Origin of the sequence: Sphingobacterium sp. BIGb0165, from assembly GCF_024810095.1 — a bacterium.
GTDB classification, from domain to species: domain Bacteria; phylum Bacteroidota; class Bacteroidia; order Sphingobacteriales; family Sphingobacteriaceae; genus Sphingobacterium; species Sphingobacterium detergens.
Genome location: NZ_JANUEB010000008.1, coordinates 29,772 through 49,151 on the forward strand (window position 1 = coordinate 29,772; position 19,380 = coordinate 49,151).

Genomic DNA, 19,380 nt, shown 5'->3' on the forward strand with positions numbered 1-19,380 from the left:
TCATGTTGATAGTAATCCACTTAACGAGCTAAGGTAGCTAGTAGCCCCCTCCAAAAATTCCTTACTCAACTGTCAAAGACAGAACCTACCCATAACAATAGTTTACAAAAATGTTGTTATAGCGACGATAGAGCTGTTTAAACCTCTTTTTACATAGCTCTTCTCTGAAAGATACTCTTTTTGTAAAAGGCAGATCATAAAGCTGTTTATTTGATAAACCTATAAACAGCTTTGCTTTTTATTGATTAGTTTTGTGTTTCAACGATAAATTAGAGCATTTCGGTGGCATTATTATTCAACGAGGGACGTCCGGTAGTTAGACTAAGAGCATTTCGTGCTATCGACGATCCTAAAACCTGCGAACGTTTTATAGAAGGGCATGCCCATGTCTTGACGGCAATAGGTGTCAAGAAAGTTACTTCGTCCAAAAATGACTGGATGTATAATCCAGCATCATTCGTCCTTATTGTAGAGTCACTTGACGGCGAGAAGGTATATGGTGGAGTTCGGATACATGCTGCTGGAGGGAGCGAGCCTCTACCGATAGAACAGGCTACAGGCGCTATGGATGCACGTATCTACGATTTAGTATACGAATACGCTCTTCATGGGACAGGAGAAGGCTGCGGTCTATGGAACTCCCGTGAGATCGCAGGCTATGGCATCGGCAGTATCTTCCTCACAAGGGCGGGAGCGGCAATCAGTACACAGATCGGGATCAAATCCCTGTTTGCACTATGTGCTCCATATACGGTAAAACTGGCTGAGAGTGTAGGTTATCGGATAGATACCAGTGTTGGTAACAATGGAACTTTTTACTATCCCAAATTGGATTTATTGGCAACAGTTATGATCATGAGAAATCTGGATACGTTAACCGAAGCCGATCAAGAAAACAAGGAGGCGATATTTTCGCTTCGAAACAATTCCAATATTGTCCGGATAGAAACCTTACGAAATAAAGAGATTGAAATTCACTATCAAATAGATATTCCCAATTTAGATCGTTGGGATCTTGACGAAGTCATAAAAAATTTGCAACACACATCGGCAGATCTCAAAGTAGATCATCGTAATCTAAATATTTTGTAATGGATACTAAACACTATGGTGCCAGTTATTTACAGGACACCGGAGACTTTCTCAAGCAACTAAAAACACATTCCTATAGCCCTTTCAACATAATCAAAGAAGGGCTTGTTGCCGATTTGGGCTGCGGTACAGGAATGGACGCTGTTAACCTTGCAAATTTGTTAGGGGGCAATGTACAAGTCATTGGCGTTGATCATGATGCTGTGTTGATCGATCATGCCAAGTCAGGCAGCAAAGGCGTCAGCAACGTCAATTTCGTACAGAGCGAGGTGTATCAGCTCGGTTTCGAAAATGAGAGTGTTTCGGGCGTACGGATGGAACGGCTTGTTCAGCATCTGACAGCTCCGCAAAACATGTTTCAGGAGGTTTATCGCATATTGCGCAAAGATCAACCATTGGTCATTGTAGAGACAATATGGAATAGCCTGACTTTTTATACGCAACATGTGGATATAGAGGCCAAGATATGTCATTACCTGACAGAAGATAAAGTCAATAACGGTTGGGCGGGCAACAAACTGACAACTGATCTCCTTGCAAATGGATTTCAACAGGTTCAACTGCAAACATTCAATATGGTAACACGCTCTAGGGAAGAAGCTAGCCGTTATTTATTTTTGGATAAAATACTATTGGAGATGTGTGAAAACGGTAAATTAAGCCAAGCAGAATACGACGATTTCCAGCGCACACTTCAGCAATTGGATGAATCTGGCTGTTTTTTAGTCTCCATGAATTTAGTAATTGCTCAAGCTAAAAAATAGTATCCTAAAGATGAAGCGCTGGTTTTTCCTGATCTGTCTTTTTATTTTCGCATGCCTGCCATCACGCGCGCAGCTCACTATTGATCAATCTGGGCAACGGTTGTTGATTGGTCATATGCTCGAGCGCTATACAGGTCCCGAACCCTCAGATTTTTCAACAGTTTCGTCTTCATCAGCCTTTCAACCGCTGAACAGTGAGGTGCCTAACCTAGGGACATCCCCCGATGCCATCTGGTTACGCCTGCCTGTTAAAAATAATACCAAACAAGATTTAGATCTTCTTTTAGAGATCGCCTATCCATTATTGGATGAGATTGAATTGTATAGTCCTAACGAGAATGGTACATATCAATCCATTAGACTGGGAGAGCACCAAAATTTCTCAATAAGAAAATACAAAGTCCCCAATTATGTATTTGATATTCATCTGCACTGTCAGTCAGAAAAAGTCCTTTTTCTCCGTATTAAAAGTGTTGAGCAAATCATATTGCCGATCTACCTCAGTAGCGAACGCAAATTTATGGCGCAGATGAATAACGATAGCCTCCTTAGTGGCATTTATATTGGTATTGTGTTTATTATGGCGATATACAACCTTTTTCTGTTTTTTTCTGTCCGGGACAAGGGCTACCTCTATTATGTCCTATATGTTGTTTGTGCAGGAATCACCCAAATGGGTATCAAAGGCTATAGTTTTCAATATTTATGGCCGAACTGGCCATATTTTGCGACCAAAGGTCCGATTATTTTCGGCTGTTTGTCTGGACTTAGTGCCTTGCTCTTCGCAGGTTCATTTCTCCAATTAGAGAAGAATGCTCCTCGATCAAAACGGATAGTCACGATCTTTATCGTATTATTTGCCCTTGGTACCATCCTCGCATTGATTAATCTGACGCAGGTAGCATTTTTTGTGATGCAAGTGACCACCGGTATAGGCTCTTTGTTTGTCCTCTATCTATCCTACCGCATCATGATCAGCGGCTATAGCCCAGCGAAATACTTTGTCTATGGGTGGACAGTACTATTATTGGGATCTGTAGTGTTTTTGTTAAAAGACTATGGAATATTAGACTACAACAACTTTACGAGCAATTCGGTACAAATCGCCTCAGTTATCGAAATGGCTTTACTTTCATTCGGTCTGGCATACAGTATCAATATACTTAAACAGGAAAAAGAAGAGTCCCAACAACGAGAATTGGCTATCTCTTTGGAAAATGAGCAACTTATCCGCGAGCAGAATACGGTATTAGAACAAAAGGTAGATGAGCGGACACATGAATTGAAGGAATCCAATGAGTCACTGCAAACAACACTATTACACCTGAAAGAAGCCCAGTCACAGCTTGTCGAATCCGAAAAAATGGCTTCTTTGGGGCAGCTGACAGCGGGAGTAGCCCACGAGATTAACAATCCGATCAACTTTGTCACTTCCAATGTCGCTCCATTGAAACGCGATATCAAGATGATCTGGGAAACATTGGACGAAGTCGAACGTATTGCATTTAATACAGACCTTTCCGATAGCGAAAAACAGTTACAGATCAAAAAATTTAAAGATGATTTGGATATCGGATACCTAAAGACCGAAGTCGATTATCTATTGAAAGGAATGGACGAAGGAGCTCATCGAACAGCTGAAATTGTAAAAAGTTTACGTATTTTTTCTCGTGTCGACGAAGACACCTTAAAATTTGCGGATATCAATGAAGGTCTAACGTCCACCATGATCATACTTAACAGTCTGATAAACAATTCGATCGAAGTAGAAAAACATCTTGGTAATCTACCAAGAATAGAATGTCATGCCGGAAAACTGAATCAGGTATTTCTGAATATTATCACTAATGCGGTGTATGCCATAGACAAAAAATTTGGTGGCAACAGCGGTGGGAAACTAAGTATTGAAACGGGTCTTACAGCTGATCAATCTGCTATTTATGTTAAAATAGCAGACAACGGTATTGGCATCCCAGAAAGCATTAGAGACCGGATTTTTGAACCCTTTTTCACGACAAAAGATGTAGGTGAAGGAACAGGATTAGGTATGTCTATTGCCTATAATACCATTGCAAAACATCATGGTAGGATTATTGTAGAATCAGAGGTAGGAGAGGGAACAGCTTTTACATTACACATTCCCATACAACAAACAAATTGATGCCAAAGTAAACCCGAATAGTTCGATAAATTATCATTAATTTCGTTCATTTTGGGAAGATAAACCAGATTATAAAAATTATGCAGACGGAGATTGAAATATTATATATTGATGATGAAGCAAATAACTTGGTTGGTTTTAAAGCAAATTTTAGATACGACTATGTCATTCATACCGCATCAAATACAGCCGAAGCCGAAAAAATACTTCTTTCCAATCCGGATATCCGTGTGATCTTTTGTGATCAACGTATGCCCGGGGAATTGGGAATAGATTTTCTCCACCGCATCAAAAAAGATTATCCGAAGCCAATCCGTATTCTATTGACCGCCTATGCTGACATGGATACGGTCATAGATGCGATCAATAAGGGCCATATATTTCGGTTCGTTCGCAAACCCTGGATGGGTGAAGAAATTATCTCCGCGATAGAAGAGGCAAATAAATTTTATGTCGCAAATTCACTATTGGAGACAAAGAACCAAGAATTGCAGAAAGCATACGATGAGCTTGATAAATTTGCCTATAGTGTGAGTCATGATTTACGTGACCCGTTGACAGGTGTACTCTCTGCTGTAAAACTAGGATTAGAATTTAACAGTATAGACCGCATCCACGAGTTGCTTACCTTGATGGATAGTTCATTGGTTAGTCTAGATGCCTACATCGATAGCTTGCGGGATTATTACCTCTTGCGAAGAGGCGAACTTATGTTGTCTGAAATTAATTTTGATGAGCTTTTTGACAATGTTAGACAGTTCTATAAAATGTACACACAAAATAAGGATGTAACATTTGATATCCGAGTGGAGCAGAAAGAACCATTTCATTGCGATAAAGCGATCCTAGAATTAATCTTGCACAATCTGCTGTCCAATGCTTTCAAATATCAGCAAAAAGAACAGACAAATCCATTTGTCAAATTATCGGTTGACGTATCTGACCAACAAGCGATCATTGTTGTGAGGGATAATGGTATTGGAATTTCGCCCGAACATATCAGCGATATTTTCAAGTTATTTTTTAGAGGCAGTGACCAGGCCAAAGGAATGGGATTTGGCTTATACAATGTACAGAACGCCCTGCTTAAGCTACAGGGTTCAATCGATGTGCAATCGCCACCAAATACAGGAACAACATTTACAGTTAGGATACCGAGCAAATAAGATTTGCTATCCTAAAAAACAGCATTTTTAGGATAGCAGCTTTTGCCGTAGCATAAACTCCAATTGATCATTGGACGTTTCGAGCTGGGCATTCGTTTCAATTATTTTTTGCCGTTCAGTATACACTTCATAAGCACGTTGAATTGTTTCATCGAGCTCCTTCTCACTCCAAGGTTTATTGAGGTAATGAAATATCTTTCCCTTATTAACGGCATCGACCACTGCAGCCATATCGGCATACCCCGTTAAAAGGATGCGCATTGGAGCCGCATCAATTTTTATGACTTCTTCCAAAAATTCTACGCCTGTCATTTCAGGCATCCGCTGATCAGTGATAATGATATCAATGGGGTTATTTTTGACAAGTTCTATCGCTTCGGCACCACTGATGGCCGTAAACACCTTATATTTTAATCGAAATGTTGCTTTAAAGGAAAACAGGTTATTCTCCTCATCGTCAACATACAATATCGAAATCTTCTTATTTTTCATAAGCTCGTTGCCTCCTGTACAAATTTACGGAATAAATCTTCCGGATTAAGTAACAAGAAAGTAGTTTTATGTGATTATTACTTATGTCGATAGCTTCATCCTTTTAATTTTCAGCAGTAATCGTTAGGTTTTTAAAGCCCCCATCCGATGTATGCCCTGTCCAAAATCCCACTTTTCCATCAGAGTTTCCATGTAAGGATTGAACCTCAAGTACTGGGGTAGTATCCGAATTAAAATAAATTTTGATCGTTTGTCCGATTACAAGGAGCGTTACATGAAACCAATCGTTAGGGTCCACCACAGATGTTATGGGCGCTTCGTATTTATCGGGGAACTGCTTTCTCAGATAGGGCCAGTCATTTGTTGGTAGCGCGATATACTGCACCGCATGTTTCTTTCTTATCGGATCCTTTGCATAAAAATTAAATGGCCGGAAATATACGGCTTCATAAGTTGTATCATTAACTCCGTGAAATGCTATCCCCACAAAGCTCTGTTGCAACAGGTCTTTTCCTTTGACATCGAATTCGATATAACCATTTTTAAAAGAACTATCTTTTATCCATGCGATACCAGCATTGGGCCGACCATTAATATGGACGACAGGTGTCCCTGTACTGTCCTTTTCTACGGTCACTGTCCTGTTGACCGGATATAAATCATCCAAAGATAAATTTGTTTTGACGGGCTCCTGTCCTGATGCTATAGACAGCAAAGAAAAGAGTAAACACAAGCAGCATGTAATTTTAAATTTAATCATATTGTTAAAAGATTTGATGTTTATATTAGGCATTGCAAAATATACTTTGATAAAGATAGTTCACAATGGATATATCCTGAATTCATAGCTTGTTCAAATCTGTGCAAGTTTAATCGTGATTAAATATGGCTGAAAATCAATACCATATCAACAAATGTAAAGAGCTCATCGAAGAAAAAGTCGGGTGGGGAAGTAGCGTAGGTTGGCAATCGCAGGATTTTGATAACCTGAGTGAATTGATTTATAAGCAAACCAATGTTGTCCTCAGCACAAGCACCCTCAAAAGAATCTGGGGAAAGGTACAATACAATAGCAATCCCAATTTAAGCACACTAGATGCTTTAGCCAAATTTTCGGGATTCCCCAATTGGCGCACACTAACATCTTCCATCCCCATCGCTGATCAAAACAATAAAGAGGAGCTCAAGAGAAGACCTCATGCTAAAATAGTATATGGCTGCCTTATCCTGTTAATATTAACAGGATTTCTGATAGGGATCAATAGATTTCAAGGAAAATCAAAGAATGAATTATCCTATCGTAAAATCAGCTTTAGTAGTAAACCTGTGACGACAGGGGTACCCAATACTGTCATATTCGAGTACGATGCAAGTCATTCCAATGCAGACAGTGTCTTTATTCAACAAAACTGGGATTCAAAAAGAAGGATAAAAGTCGATAAAAACCGTCATGAACACGCCAGTACCTATTACCGTCCGGGATATTACCGGGCAAAATTAGTCCTCAATGACTCTATTGTCAAAGAGCATGATATTTTTATAGAATCCGAAGATTGGATGGGCTTCATAACGAAGGAACCTGTCCCAATGTATCTGCCCAAGGAAATGATTGATCATGGAGACTGGCAGGGTCTGAAGCAACAGGATATACCACAAAATACCAATAACTACAATTCCGAAATACCAGAATTTGTATTAACACAGGTTTCCAGAGGATGGAATATCGACAGTAAAAATTTCACTTTATCCCTAGCCATTCAGAATACATATTGGCAACTTAATGCTCCTTGCCAACAAAGCGGAATAACACTCTTAGGAACGGATGGAATAATTATGATTCCACTCTCCAAACCAGGCTGTGTCGGTGAACTCCGATTGTGGATTGGAGAACAATTATTAGACGGCGCCTCCCACAATCTATCTGCTTTTGGAGTCGACTTCTCTTCACCTGTATCAGTCAAATGCGTATCGAAATCGGGAAAAATTAAGATAGAACTGAATGAGAAACTTGTCTATCAGGGATTGTTTCCTGCAGGAATCGGGAAGATTATTGGTGTTCGAGTTTCTTTTCAGGGGTCTGGACTTATCAAATCATTTGAGATCCATAATGCAGCCATATTACCTCATTAGAACTTAATCAAAGACTGAATAGTTATGTCGGCAACATTTGAATAGATTCCCCTGCTGCTGTAGATTCACTATTTTTGAAAAAATTTATCCTCTTCACTTTAAAAGCGGATTGAATAGTGTTATCAGCCTTGCGGCAATCTTTGGTCCCTTGATGATGACGCAGACATTTCACTATTTCAGCCAGGGCGACGCGCCAATACATTTTCCCGGCGCCCCATTTATTTTGGGTGCATCGCCCATGCTGTCCAGCAATCTATTAGCCTATTATTTTTTGCAGTATAGAAAAAGAAAGCGATAATTTTCCAATGAACAAAAAAAGCCTTCCTACTTGCGTAAAATGGCTTTTTTTAGATAGTGACCCCGCTGAGGCTCGAACTCAGGACCCACAGATTAAGAGTCTGTTGCTCTACCAACTGAGCTACGAAGTCATTCGACAAATCAAATGTAAGATTCACCAAAGAGAAAGTCAAGTATAAAGGTATATTTTTATTCTTTACCTTTCATCTTTTGTGCCATTGCTTCGATCGCTTTAGAAGTTCCTTCATACAGCGGTTCCACAATTTCATATGACATGTGATAACTCTCAAAAACCTCCTCTGCGAAGTCTAGATTCGACATATACACACCCGATATCTTCTGATAAGCTTCTAAAAAAGCCTGTTTATCGTCAACAGAAAAAAATATTAACGGGTTTAAAATTTTCGTGAACAAATGGAGGTAGAAATCGGCATACACTAATATTTATTCATCGTGGGAATGTCCTCAGACCTCATAGGAGCAGCTATCTTTCCCATGATCATCGGTCTAACCTCCATCTCAATTGGCTTATTTATCGCTGTTTTAGCTCCCTTTTTCAATGGGATAACAACAGTTCGATAACCGATCTTTTCTGCCCGAAGTTCCTGATTCTTGTTCAGTAGCGATTGCGGTACCCAAAGTTCAAAATTACCTTTTTCATCAGCCTGCGTATGGTAATTCCCTATGGTCACATTGGTACCCATCATACTGTCCCCACCAGAAGCGCATACAATTTTTCCGGCGATCTTTACCTTACTGCTATCCTGACCAGATGACACCTGCTTGTTATTAACACGATGGTTTGAGTCTATTTTTTTCCCAGCAGATTTACCTGCATCCTTTTCTTTTGATTGTACCACAATCACTTCTCCCATTGTTCTGCTAATACCATGATCGTTTGGCTTTATTTGTTTTCCGGCGGGTTTTACACCTTTTTCTTTTGATTGTGCGGTAGTCCCTTGAACTATCGTGGCAGTCTGCGCCTGTGCAATATGGAAACTCAATGAACCAATCAACATCAATCCTGCAGCAATACCGCTCCACCTATTGCGCCAAACCGGATTTTTTGCAAAGGAAACACTGGCATCTAGTTCACGTAATAGCTGATCTTCATAAAATCGGCCACAAAGCCCTTTATTGGATTTTTTGATCTGATCGACAATTTCCTGATCGCTCATCTCCGAGAAATCAACGACTACCTTTTCACACTTGCTACAAAAGCGTCCCTGTTCCTGTGCTGTCATTTTACCCCAATCTGCTGCGCAGGATTCTTTTACTTGTAATATGATCTTTTCCATGTCTATGTCTTTATGTTTGGTAAGGGATGCACAAAAATTCAAGATTTCACAATGGCGGAATAAAATAATTTTAAATATTTGTAAAGAGCTAATCGGGGAATACAAGTAAAAATAAAAAAACAGGCTACGTCCGGAAAAAGGTCGGACACAGCCTGTTCACAATATTTATTATCGCTTTCAAATCAACTTTGGAAGCGATTTTTCGAAATCGACTTTTGACATAGTCCTTGCTATACCTGGAGGGGGTAGCCCCCGCCTGTCGTCATTTAATCTTGTTACAGCACTATTTGAGATCAGTTAAGATTTCTTTCACTGCACGCTCAAGCTGCGGATCTTTATTTTCCATACGGTCTTGCACTGTATTTTTTACAAAAATATCCGGTGCGACACCTGTCTGCTCCAAATCCTGACCATCTAGGGTATAACATCCCCAGGAAGGTAAGCGGTAAAAAGAGCCATCAACTAATCCTTTTCCAGAGGTAAAAATAATCCAGCGGTAGGTTTCATTACCGATAATTTTACCCAGTTTCAGTGCTTTGAACCCTGCAGCGGTCATCTCCGCATCACTCAGCGATTGCTCATTGATCAACAGAACAATCGGTTTGGCTGCAGGCGCAAAATTACTTTGCGGAGCACGCCTCCCACCACGGTATTGCCATTGTAGGTAAGGGCGCTGCGACAAAAAGCGCAATACCTCATCATGCACATTTCCACCGGTATTATAACGTAAGTCTAAGATGATGCCCTGCTTGTTATTTTCCTGCTCGGCCATATCGATGAGAAAACGTTGCAATTCGCCGCCCGACATATTCTTCATGTGCGAATAAGCAATCTTATTGTCACTCAGTTTGTCCACACGGCTGCGGTTATCCCTGATCCATTCATCGTAAATCAATTCCCTAAAAGCTGTACTGGAAGCCGGTCGTACATTCGTTTGAACCTCTTTTCCATTACGGCTCAAAGTCAGCTGAATTTCCTCTTCTAATGATGGCCACGTAAAATAGCTGTCTCGATCTGCCGCAGTATTCAATTTAACACCATTGACAGCGACCAACACATCTCCTTCTTTGATATCCACCTCTTTCTTTGCCGCCGGTCCATTGGTCACAATGCGACTAATCTTATAAGGGTTCTGGCTATCATATTCCACGCCGATTTCGTTGGTCACAAAGCCGAATGGTTTACGTTCTTCAGCTCCCATTGAACTGAATCCCAGGTGTGATGAGTTCAGCTCGCCCAACATATCATTCAGGAGAATACGCAGGTCATTCCGGTCGTTGATGCCGGGCAGGTATTTTTCGTATTTCTTTTTGGTTGCGGTCCAGTCTACACCATGGAAGTTGCTATCATAAAAATTCTCCTCCAGATTGGCCCAGGTCTCATAAAACATCTGGTTAAACTCTTTCTCCAGATCCTTATTAAATTTATAGCTCATGGTTATTGCATCGAGCTTGTTTCCCTCCAGGCTATATTTCTGTATGATACTGCGTTGAAGTACAAAATACTTGCCTGCCGATTCCTGTATCTGTCCCATTCCACCCTCAATAACTTTTTCTGTTTTTGGAGCAGTGAATGGTTCATATACTGTACGGTAAGCACTGAATTTTCCTTCGTGGTCAGACCCATAGAAGACATAGGTCTTGTCTGCCTTTTGGATCACCAAAGGGCTATATTGTGTCCCAAATGCAGGGCTGACTTGCTCAATACGATCCCGCAACCCCTCAAGGTCAAGCTGTACCAGGACCGTTTTCTTTGGTTCTGGACTAGGAGCTGCCGATTTATTCTTATCCGCATTGGCCTTGCTCTTATCCTTGGCATCGTTTTCTTTTTTAGGCGCTGTCGGCTTATTTGCGACCGAATCTTTTTTTACGGTCGGTTGAGCAAATAATTCATCAAACTTTGTACTGCGATAAGGTTGGTCAAAATTGGTCAGCGCCATACGGAAGATGCTCGAATTTTGCATTCCGGTAGGGTATGAGGGCTTTGTTCTATTACTCGCAAAATAAATATACTTGCCATCTGGCGACCAATAGGGGCTAGTCTCGGACACACCGGTATTGGTCAGGTTGGTCGTTTGTCCACTCTTGAGGTTATGGACAAAGATATCCTGCTCAAAATTACGCATTGCGGTAAATAACAAATAATTGCCGTCGGGCGAAAATGAGGGCGAAGAATTTTGGAATCCCCAGATTTCGTCTTTGACTACGGGCTGGCTCTTTAGACTACCTAGATCCAACGTACGCACCTCATCACGGCCACTTAGGTATACCGCTTTAGTACGATCGGCATTAAAGGTAACATCACGGTTGTTGCGAAGATCTTGGGTCAGCTGTTTCACTTCGCCTTTTCCATCAGCGGTGCGGGAAAACCAATTTTGATAGCCTTGGAATGTTTGACTATAGAGTAAGGTTTTGCTATCCTTAAGCCATTTTACCTCCATGACGCGCTCTCCCTGCCCGGACATCTGACGGACAAACTTGCCCTCGCTATCGGAAACAAAAAGCTCTCCTCGGGATACAAAAGCTATTTTTTTGCCATCAGGCGAGACATCAAAATTACTGATGCTACCCGAAATATTGAACTCCTTTAGCTTACCGAGGACCTGATTGCGGTTTAAAGCAATATTGGGTTGTACTGTTTTCTTTCCATTGACATCGTAAATATAGAGCTGATAGCCCTTTTCAAATACGATCTTATCGCCGTTTGCTGACACAAAGGGTCGTTTAATGGATTCAGGAAAACTTGTCAGCGCTGTTTTGGTCTTGCCGTTAAGCTGATATAGGTTGTATTCTCCATTATTTTCATCCGAGACGTAGTATATCGTTCCTTTTTGGTCTATCGTAGGCCATAGGTCTTTTCCAACGTAGTCTGTATATTGTTGAAAGGCTTTTGTTTTGGGATTATAGGAACGGATATCTGGATTGAATGCTCCTTTATAGCGCTTGCGGTTTGCCGAACTATATCCTTCCCAGCTATCGTTGAACAGAAGCTCTCCCGATGGTGTGGGAACAATCCCGCTGATGTAATTAAAAAAATGTGGAAATAAGCGTGTTGCCGTACCGCCATCTACTGAGACCTGGTAACCTCCCATACGATTATAACGTGTCGAAGTAAAATAGAGTGTTTTACTGTCCCAGCTCCAGCTATCCACTTCATCCGAGGCGTCATGCGCAGTCAATTGACGGATGTCTCCACCCGCTAAGGGCATGACATAGACATCCATATTCCCGTTTTGATTGGCCGAGAATGCTAACCATTTGCCATCTGGGGAGATACGGGGATTGATCTCATTACCTTCCATACCTGTAAGCCGGACAGCAACTCCACCTTGGCTTGCTACTTTCCAAAGATCACCTTCATAACTGAATACCATCTCCTTCCCATCGGGTGTCAACGCGGGATGAGACAAGAATGTCGGTTGTTGCGCAACAACATAAGCAGTTCCACCAGAGGCCAGAACTGCACTCAAAAGCAGTTTTTTTATCATTATATCTAGGAGGCTAATAATTGTTTGCCTTTAACAAAAATAGAATAGCTTATTGAAAAATCATGGAAGTATTGCGAATTTTACATTTTTATTGAATTTAACCCGATGTTAATAGGTCTTGTTTGAACATCTTCGTATATTTAATGTAAGGCAGGGGAGAGCCTTCAACATTGATATCTGATCATAGTCGCGATAAGCAAAGTCGAATCAGGCACAGACGACACATAGAATACTGATAATAAACCACTTAAATCAAACTAATTTATCTCAACATATAGACGAAGATAATTAGCGTAACCTTCCGGCACAGTGAGCTGAACGCAAGAAGATAATTAGAGTTGCTCGTGAAGACAATTATCACTTGATTTTAATTGCCGATTACACGCTCGCTCAGCTTAACGATCTTTTTCTGTTGAGACTGGGCCGCGAAATTTCTTTATTGATCCTGTCGTAAAATGAAATACTTATCCGTAACTTTGCACGCTCAAATCAAATACTATGGACGCAACGCTAACTCTCTCAGAGGAAGATCTTTACAACAAGCGCAATCGCATACGGATTGCAGTATCACTTTTCTTTTTTTGTCAGGGTATTGCTTTCGCATCCTGGGCCAGCCGCATTCCTGTCATCAAGGAGCGCCTCCATTTGAGCGAAGGACAGCTGGGAACAATCCTATTGATGCTTCCTGTGGGACAACTGGCGACAATGGCTCTTTCCGGGAAGTTGGTTACCAAATATGGTAGCGCCAAAGTCCTAAGTATTGTACCGATTGCTTATGCATTGGTCTTGTGCTCCATCGCTTTTGCCCAAAATGCCTGGCAATTGGGTGCTATTCTCTTTCTGTTTGGTGTAACAGGTAATATGTGCAATATTTCGGTCAATACACAGGGGGTATCTACAGAGCAGATCTATAAAAAGTCCATTATGACTTCTTTCCATGGTGCCTGGAGTATTGCTGGTTTTACAGGAGCACTCGTTGGACTGCTGACTATGAACCTTGGCCTGGATACGCTACCCCATTTCTTGATCATATTGGCTTTCGTCACCGCCAATACATTGATTAATCAGCGGCATCTCGTTCCGGGAAAATCGCCGCAGAAAGAAAAGCGGAGTTTCTTTTCCAAACCGGAGGGAAGCCTTTTGCAACTGGGCATCATTGGATTTTTCAGTATGGCGACCGAGGGTGCCATGTTTGACTGGAGCGGGGTATACTTTAAGGAAATTGTACACGCTCCCGAAAAATTCGTTGTCGTGGGCTATGCTTCTTTTATGATCATGATGGCTATAGGCCGTTTTGTAGGTGATGGTGTAATTCGCAAACTGGGACGCAAAAGAACCTTACAATATAGTGGAATCTTGATGTTTGTGGGCATGATGACCTCAGTCGTTTTTCCTCAATTTATTGTATGTACCCTTGCTTTTATGCTTGTGGGGATCGGTGTTGCCTGTAATGTACCGTCTATCTATAGTATCGCTGGCCAAAACAAAAATGTACCATCGGGCGTGGCATTGGCCATGGTTTCCAGCATTAGCTATCTTGGTTTTCTAATGGGGCCGCCACTGATCGGTTATATCGCAGAGGTCTTTAGTCTCCGTTATTCTTACGGTGTTTTCGCCTGCTTCGGCTTACTCATGTTTGGCATGGTCGGAAGGCTATCCCTATTTAAGGAAACGCAGTCCAATTAGCACCTTTATTGGCCTTAGACAGGTATTCTTAGTGTGTATAGCTGTCTTTGATCGCCACTATTTCGTGGGAATCTTACCCCCGTTCCCTGCTGTACTTTCGCCTGCTTCGGCTTAGCCATGTTTGGCATGGTTGGAAGGTTATCGTTATTTAAGGAAACGCAGCAAAATTCGTGCTTAGCCATGTTTGCTATGGTCTTCGTGCTTTGGCCTATTTCTGTCTATCATGACCGGAAGGACTGCTCCCATCCATTTGATTTGAGGGAATTTAAAATTGGATACCGGACGTTTATTGAATGAAATCATCGGCATAAGAATAAAATAAATACAGGTAGTTCCCACGCCCAATAGCGATCCAAACGCTACATCTTCAAGAAAATGCTGCCCCAAATAAATTCTGGAATAGCCCGTTAGCGCAGCTAGAACAAAACAGAACAAACCTATTCTTTTGTCCTTGGAAATAATGGCAACAGTCGCCGCCATAGCAAATGCAGAAGTCGTATGCCCCGATGGGAAGGAATTGGCGTAGGCCACAGGTAACCAAGAGACAACATGGAATGTCTGGTCCCCTTTAAACATCGCTGCCGGACGCTCTGCATGAAATATACTTTTCAAAACACAGCACACCAAGCCCGAAAAAACATAAGTTCCAAAAATTCCCTTGGCGAAATTCCATTTTTTCAGAAAGCAAAACACAACAGCCAGGGCTATAATACAGATCCCATCCCCAACATATGTGTTCAATGTCATGAGAATATCTGCACTTAGGGAATGATGACTATTAATAAACTGAAATGATTCTCTCTTCGTAAAAAGAAGTAGTATAGAGGCAATCAGTATAAACCATATACCGAAGGTAATGAAAAAGGCACGATTGGTATTATATATCCTTTTAAATTGATTCTGAATCACTTTTATCATTTCACAGGCTTTATCGGACAAATTTAGCTGCCGAATATTAGTAAGTCATTAATTTGTAATAAAATTTAAATTAACACAATTTTTACTAATACTGAAAATATTATGACAAAAGTCTGGAAATGTTACAGAATTAATGACATAATGAGTTTATTGATGATCAATGCCAAAAGATATATTTCTCTTTTAATATACAGCAATTAAATATTAGATTATTCCGATAGTATTCTATCTCAAAAAATCCAAATTGTATATTTTATTTTCAAAAAGAAAGAGTCAATACTTCTGACAGGAGACGAACTGTCTGATGAGAAGAATAGCTATACAAAATAGCGAAGACGATTATGTCTTAAAATAAAACAGGAGAAATACCTTTTATCGTATTTCTCCTGCAATTGAAAAGCGACATCAATACTATCACTTCTCCCTATGTAGCCCCGAGCAGAATCGAACTGCTATCAAATGTTTAGGAAACATCTATTCTATCCGTTGAACTACGGGGCCCTTTCAAAAGCCAAACTTAGGTTTATTTTATAAATAAGTCAATAGCTAGATGAAAATCCATCCTATATTTTTTGTAGGCCTCCATCATTAAGAAAAAAATAGCTCGAGGATGATGTTCAACAATGCCCCCACTATCATTGCACAACAGTACACACCAGATCATGGAGACAGCGAAGGATTAATCTGGCGGAGGAACCAAGATATACAATTCGGAACCAGGACCTATAAAAAACTGAACCACGAAATATAATCGGTTTCTCCTATCGATCACAATCTTTATATTAGGAACAAATATCATATTATGGGATTCTTTAATAATTTATTTGGCAAAAAAAATCGTCCAACAGTGGAAGATGAACAGATCGTTGAGACTCCCCCCGATGCCATCAAAAATTTAACAGCGAGAGATAAACATAGAGATCCACTCTATTTTTACAACTTTTTGGAGCGGATCAAACCTACTGCCGAATGGTTGTTAAATGGATACATCGAAGCAAAAAATAATAACAATAAAATAGGGATAAAAAATTGGAGCAAAGGACTCAGCGAGGGCCTATATAACATGCCTTCAATCTGGTACAGCATGGGGGAGCCTATTGACGTGAATTGGCAGCGCTTCTACCTAAAATATATTGTCTATTACCAAAATTGCATCAATAAGGATTTATTGAATGGCGGTTATCAGTCTAGTTCAAAAATATTGGCAATAGGAATCTTGTTGAATATAGATAAAGATGTATTTGAAAAGATTTCCGAACGTTATATCGAAGAGGGGTATGCAGATTTTATTTTAGATAGTCTAATTCATGTTCAATATCCATCTCATCCCATTGCGGAAACCCTCCAATTCCCAAAAGAAACGTATATACAAAGATTATCGGCGATATTAAGATCAACCTCAAAGCAGGAAGCCCAAGCGATCATAAAGGACACTTTAGAAAATCATTTCTATTGTAAAGAAACTCTTCAGGCAGCCTATAGACGTCATAAAATGGAATTTCATATTGGCTATTGGGCCTGGGAACTGGCGGCCTTGGTCAAAATACTGGAACTAGATGACGACAGCATTAAAGATAATCCTTATTACCCATACGATATGGTTCATTGGACAACAGCATAGACTAACCTTGGTCGGAGCTACATCGCTTGTATTCATTTCAAAGGGTATGGGCTAGACGAATAACTTTAATAGCTCCACCTAAACAAGACACAACAGGCCAATTGAACAAAGCCATAAGGTAGCCTTGGAATAACGCCGGATAAATCTGCGATAGCTTCAACAAAACACAAGCACAACAGGCCAAAGCAGCTATCTTAAACAGATTGCAATCGGTGCAATGTGCTCAACTATTTGACAGGAAAATTTAAAGTGAATTTTATAAAGGAAAAAAATGTGGAGGGAGAAGGATTCGAACCTTCGAAGCCGAAGCAACGGATTTACAGTCCGTCCCATTTGACCGCTCTGGAACCCCTCCAGCATTGCGCTATTTTTAAATAGAACGTCGCAAAAGTAGGTTTTGCATAGCACTTGTGCAACTATTTTGATGCATTAATCTGTAACTACCCCAGTATGAATTGTTTTATTTTTTCGAGACACCCCAGATCCCGTATAAATACATCATCAACCACATATTAATATAATAAAAACTTATTGTTATATTCTAGTCATAATAGATTTTGATGATAGTGTATTGGTAAAATCAATTCGCTTTTTGATCGGAGTTGCCTTATCTTTGTGACAACAAAAAAAGAAAGATATATTATGAGTTTCACAGGTAAAAGTTTTCCAAGCATTACGGTAGATGCAATCGATTATTTAGGCGACAATTTGCAGATCAACATTTTCGAAAAAGCAGTTAAAGAAGGTAAAAAAGTAATTTTATTCTGGTATCCAAAAGATTTCACTTTTGTATGTCCTACAGAATTACATGCTTTCCAAGAGGCTGCTACTGAATTTGAAAAACGCAACACAATCTTAATCGGTGCTTCTTGCGACACAAACGAAGTTCACTTTGCTTGGTTAAACACTGCAAAAGATAATGGCGGTATCGAAGGTGTTGAATATCCTATTTTAGCTGATACTAACCGCAACTTATCTAGCGTATTGGGTATCTTGGACGTTCAAGAAGTTGAGCATCCTGAGTACGGTACATTAGCACAAGGATCTGCTGTTACTTACAGAGCTACTTATTTGATCGACGAAACTGGCCGTGTATTCCACGAGTCTGTAAACGATATGCCTTTGGGCCGTAACGTAAAAGAATATTTACGCCTGATCGACGCTTACGCTCACGTACAAAAATTTGGCGAAGTATGTCCTGCAAACTGGGAAGAAGGTAAAGATGCAATGAATGCAGATCGAAAAGGTGTAGCTGACTATTTAGCTAAACACTAACAATAAAAGACCCTAGGTCTTATCAACAGGGGCCTTTATCCCGGCTCCTGTTGATTTCTCCATCAATCACCTTAATAATAAAATCATGTTACAAGAATTAGAAAACGATAATTTACAAGAAATTGTAAACAATAACGATATTGTGATGGTTCAGTATGCTGCTACCTGGTGTGGTAATTGCAAAATCATGAAACCAAAATTCAAGAAATTGTCTGGCGAAAATGAGAGTGTTCCTTTTATCATCGCTGATGCAGAGAAATTTCCTGAATCACGCAAATTGGCGAACGTCAATAACCTGCCTACATTTGCTGCATTTAAAAACGGTAAATTGGTGAATCAAGTACAAACAAATAAGTTGGACGCATTAGTAGAATTATTCAATGAAGCTGCCGGTAATTAAACATCTTACAGAATTCATCGAACAGAATGATGTCGACTATGTATTGGAGACCATCGAGACATTGGAAGCTCTTACTGAAGCTCCATTGAAAGATGAAGAACTCGACGTGATCGGTGAATTAATTTCTAACCTATACGGAGCAGTAGAGGTTGATAAATTGATAAAAGAAGGCAATTCGAAAAAAGATGCCTTAAATATGTTCATGAAACGTGTTTTAGGAGCAATTGACAAATAATTTTGCTTGATCAAACACCCTGAAGTGAAACTTTCTTTTCATATTTTTAGTTCCCCAAAAGCTAAATTGTTGATAAAATTTAGCAATGTGGAAAACTAATTGAAGGAATCCGACAGAACTAAATATTTTCTACATATATTTACTATGTTAAAGGTTGCCACTTGGAGCGAAGCGACAAAATAACTATTCTCTAAAAATTCGTTTCAGGAAAAAATATTTTAATTGTTAAACGGAAATTTCAACTTGGTTGGAATTTCCGTTTTTTGTTTTTGTCCGTATTTAAAGTTAACTCCTTTATTTTCGCGGGGTTTCACCTACTTTATCGCGAATAATATACATTAAAATTACAATGTATAAC

Annotated in this window: 16 protein-coding genes and 3 tRNA genes; 10 read left to right on the top strand and 9 right to left on the bottom strand. The window is 40.1% G+C overall.

Annotated elements, in window-relative coordinates; genetic code table 11:
- Positions 1 to 282: 282 nt before the first annotated feature.
- The 4 genes from M2408_RS18495 to M2408_RS18510 all read left to right on the top strand — a co-directional run bounded on the left by M2408_RS18495 (position 283) and on the right by M2408_RS18510 (position 5,183).
- Positions 283 to 1,092, top strand: a complete 810-nt coding sequence (locus M2408_RS18495; protein WP_223584006.1) for a hypothetical protein — start codon at positions 283 to 285, stop codon at positions 1,090 to 1,092.
- Positions 1,092 to 1,856, top strand: a complete 765-nt coding sequence (locus tag M2408_RS18500; RefSeq protein WP_259184897.1) for a methyltransferase domain-containing protein — start codon at positions 1,092 to 1,094, stop codon at positions 1,854 to 1,856. Before M2408_RS18495 ends, M2408_RS18500 begins: the two co-directional genes overlap by 1 nt.
- A gap of 10 nt (positions 1,857 to 1,866) precedes the next feature.
- A complete protein-coding gene (locus M2408_RS18505; RefSeq protein ID WP_259184909.1) occupies positions 1,867 to 4,017 on the top strand; it encodes a 7TM diverse intracellular signaling domain-containing protein in 2,151 nt (716 codons plus the stop codon).
- An 80-nt stretch (positions 4,018 to 4,097) separates the two neighbouring features.
- A complete protein-coding gene (locus M2408_RS18510) occupies positions 4,098 to 5,183 on the top strand; it encodes a hybrid sensor histidine kinase/response regulator (RefSeq protein WP_259184915.1) in 1,086 nt (361 codons plus the stop codon).
- 27 nt (positions 5,184 to 5,210) lie between these two features.
- On the opposite strand, the gene M2408_RS18515 is transcribed toward M2408_RS18510, so the two are convergent.
- On the bottom strand, positions 5,211 to 5,675 hold the full coding sequence (locus tag M2408_RS18515; RefSeq protein ID WP_120261335.1) for a response regulator: 465 nt from the start codon (positions 5,673 to 5,675) through the stop codon (positions 5,211 to 5,213).
- A gap of 103 nt (positions 5,676 to 5,778) precedes the next feature.
- The gene (locus M2408_RS18520; protein ID WP_259184920.1) at positions 5,779 to 6,435 is read right to left on the bottom strand and encodes a hypothetical protein; all 657 of its coding nucleotides are present in this window, start codon (positions 6,433 to 6,435) and stop codon (positions 5,779 to 5,781) included.
- 125 nt (positions 6,436 to 6,560) lie between these two features.
- Here M2408_RS18520 and M2408_RS18525 point away from each other — a divergent pair, with 125 nt between their 5' ends.
- Positions 6,561 to 7,805, top strand: coding sequence for a hypothetical protein (locus M2408_RS18525; protein ID WP_259184922.1), 1,245 nt, complete (start codon positions 6,561 to 6,563; stop codon positions 7,803 to 7,805).
- Positions 7,806 to 8,160: 355 nt separating this feature from the next.
- Here M2408_RS18525 and M2408_RS18530 read toward each other — a convergent pair.
- From M2408_RS18530 to M2408_RS18545, 4 genes are all read right to left on the bottom strand, one after another.
- Positions 8,161 to 8,233, bottom strand: a tRNA-Lys gene (locus M2408_RS18530).
- A gap of 58 nt (positions 8,234 to 8,291) precedes the next feature.
- The gene (locus M2408_RS18535; RefSeq protein WP_259184923.1) at positions 8,292 to 8,423 is read right to left on the bottom strand and encodes a hypothetical protein; all 132 of its coding nucleotides are present in this window, start codon (positions 8,421 to 8,423) and stop codon (positions 8,292 to 8,294) included.
- Between the two features lie 116 nt (positions 8,424 to 8,539).
- Positions 8,540 to 9,400, bottom strand: coding sequence for a hypothetical protein (locus M2408_RS18540; protein WP_259184935.1), 861 nt, complete (start codon positions 9,398 to 9,400; stop codon positions 8,540 to 8,542).
- Positions 9,401 to 9,683: 283 nt separating this feature from the next.
- A complete protein-coding gene (locus tag M2408_RS18545) occupies positions 9,684 to 12,887 on the bottom strand; it encodes a S41 family peptidase (protein WP_259184945.1) in 3,204 nt (1,067 codons plus the stop codon).
- 498 nt (positions 12,888 to 13,385) lie between these two features.
- On the opposite strand from M2408_RS18545, the gene M2408_RS18550 reads away from it, so the two are divergent.
- Positions 13,386 to 14,573 (top strand): MFS transporter, encoded by a 1,188-nt coding sequence (locus tag M2408_RS18550; RefSeq protein ID WP_259184947.1) that lies wholly within the window; start codon positions 13,386 to 13,388, stop codon positions 14,571 to 14,573.
- Between the two features lie 174 nt (positions 14,574 to 14,747).
- On the opposite strand, the gene M2408_RS18555 is transcribed toward M2408_RS18550, so the two are convergent.
- Together M2408_RS18555 and M2408_RS18560 are read right to left on the bottom strand one after the other, a co-directional pair.
- On the bottom strand, positions 14,748 to 15,491 hold the full coding sequence (locus M2408_RS18555; RefSeq protein WP_259184949.1) for a phosphatase PAP2 family protein: 744 nt from the start codon (positions 15,489 to 15,491) through the stop codon (positions 14,748 to 14,750).
- A gap of 429 nt (positions 15,492 to 15,920) precedes the next feature.
- Positions 15,921 to 15,992, bottom strand: a tRNA-Arg gene (locus M2408_RS18560).
- Between the two features lie 301 nt (positions 15,993 to 16,293).
- On the opposite strand from M2408_RS18560, the gene M2408_RS18565 reads away from it, so the two are divergent.
- Positions 16,294 to 17,112, top strand: coding sequence for a PoNi-like cognate immunity protein (locus tag M2408_RS18565; protein ID WP_259184959.1), 819 nt, complete (start codon positions 16,294 to 16,296; stop codon positions 17,110 to 17,112).
- A gap of 274 nt (positions 17,113 to 17,386) precedes the next feature.
- Here M2408_RS18565 and M2408_RS18570 read toward each other — a convergent pair.
- Positions 17,387 to 17,467: transfer RNA gene (locus tag M2408_RS18570), tRNA-Tyr, on the bottom strand.
- Positions 17,468 to 17,754: 287 nt separating this feature from the next.
- On the opposite strand from M2408_RS18570, the gene M2408_RS18575 reads away from it, so the two are divergent.
- The 3 genes from M2408_RS18575 (at position 17,755) to M2408_RS18585 (ending at position 19,022) form a co-directional block, all read left to right on the top strand.
- Positions 17,755 to 18,387, top strand: coding sequence for a peroxiredoxin (locus tag M2408_RS18575; RefSeq protein ID WP_259184961.1), 633 nt, complete (start codon positions 17,755 to 17,757; stop codon positions 18,385 to 18,387).
- A gap of 85 nt (positions 18,388 to 18,472) precedes the next feature.
- Positions 18,473 to 18,787: a co-chaperone YbbN gene (locus M2408_RS18580; RefSeq protein ID WP_223584017.1), complete on the top strand. Its 315-nt coding sequence runs from the start codon at positions 18,473 to 18,475 to the stop codon at positions 18,785 to 18,787.
- Entirely contained in the window at positions 18,768 to 19,022 is a 255-nt protein-coding gene (locus M2408_RS18585; protein ID WP_077436919.1) for a DUF6952 family protein, read from the top strand. Before M2408_RS18580 ends, M2408_RS18585 begins: the two co-directional genes overlap by 20 nt.
- Positions 19,023 to 19,380 lie beyond the last annotated feature (358 nt).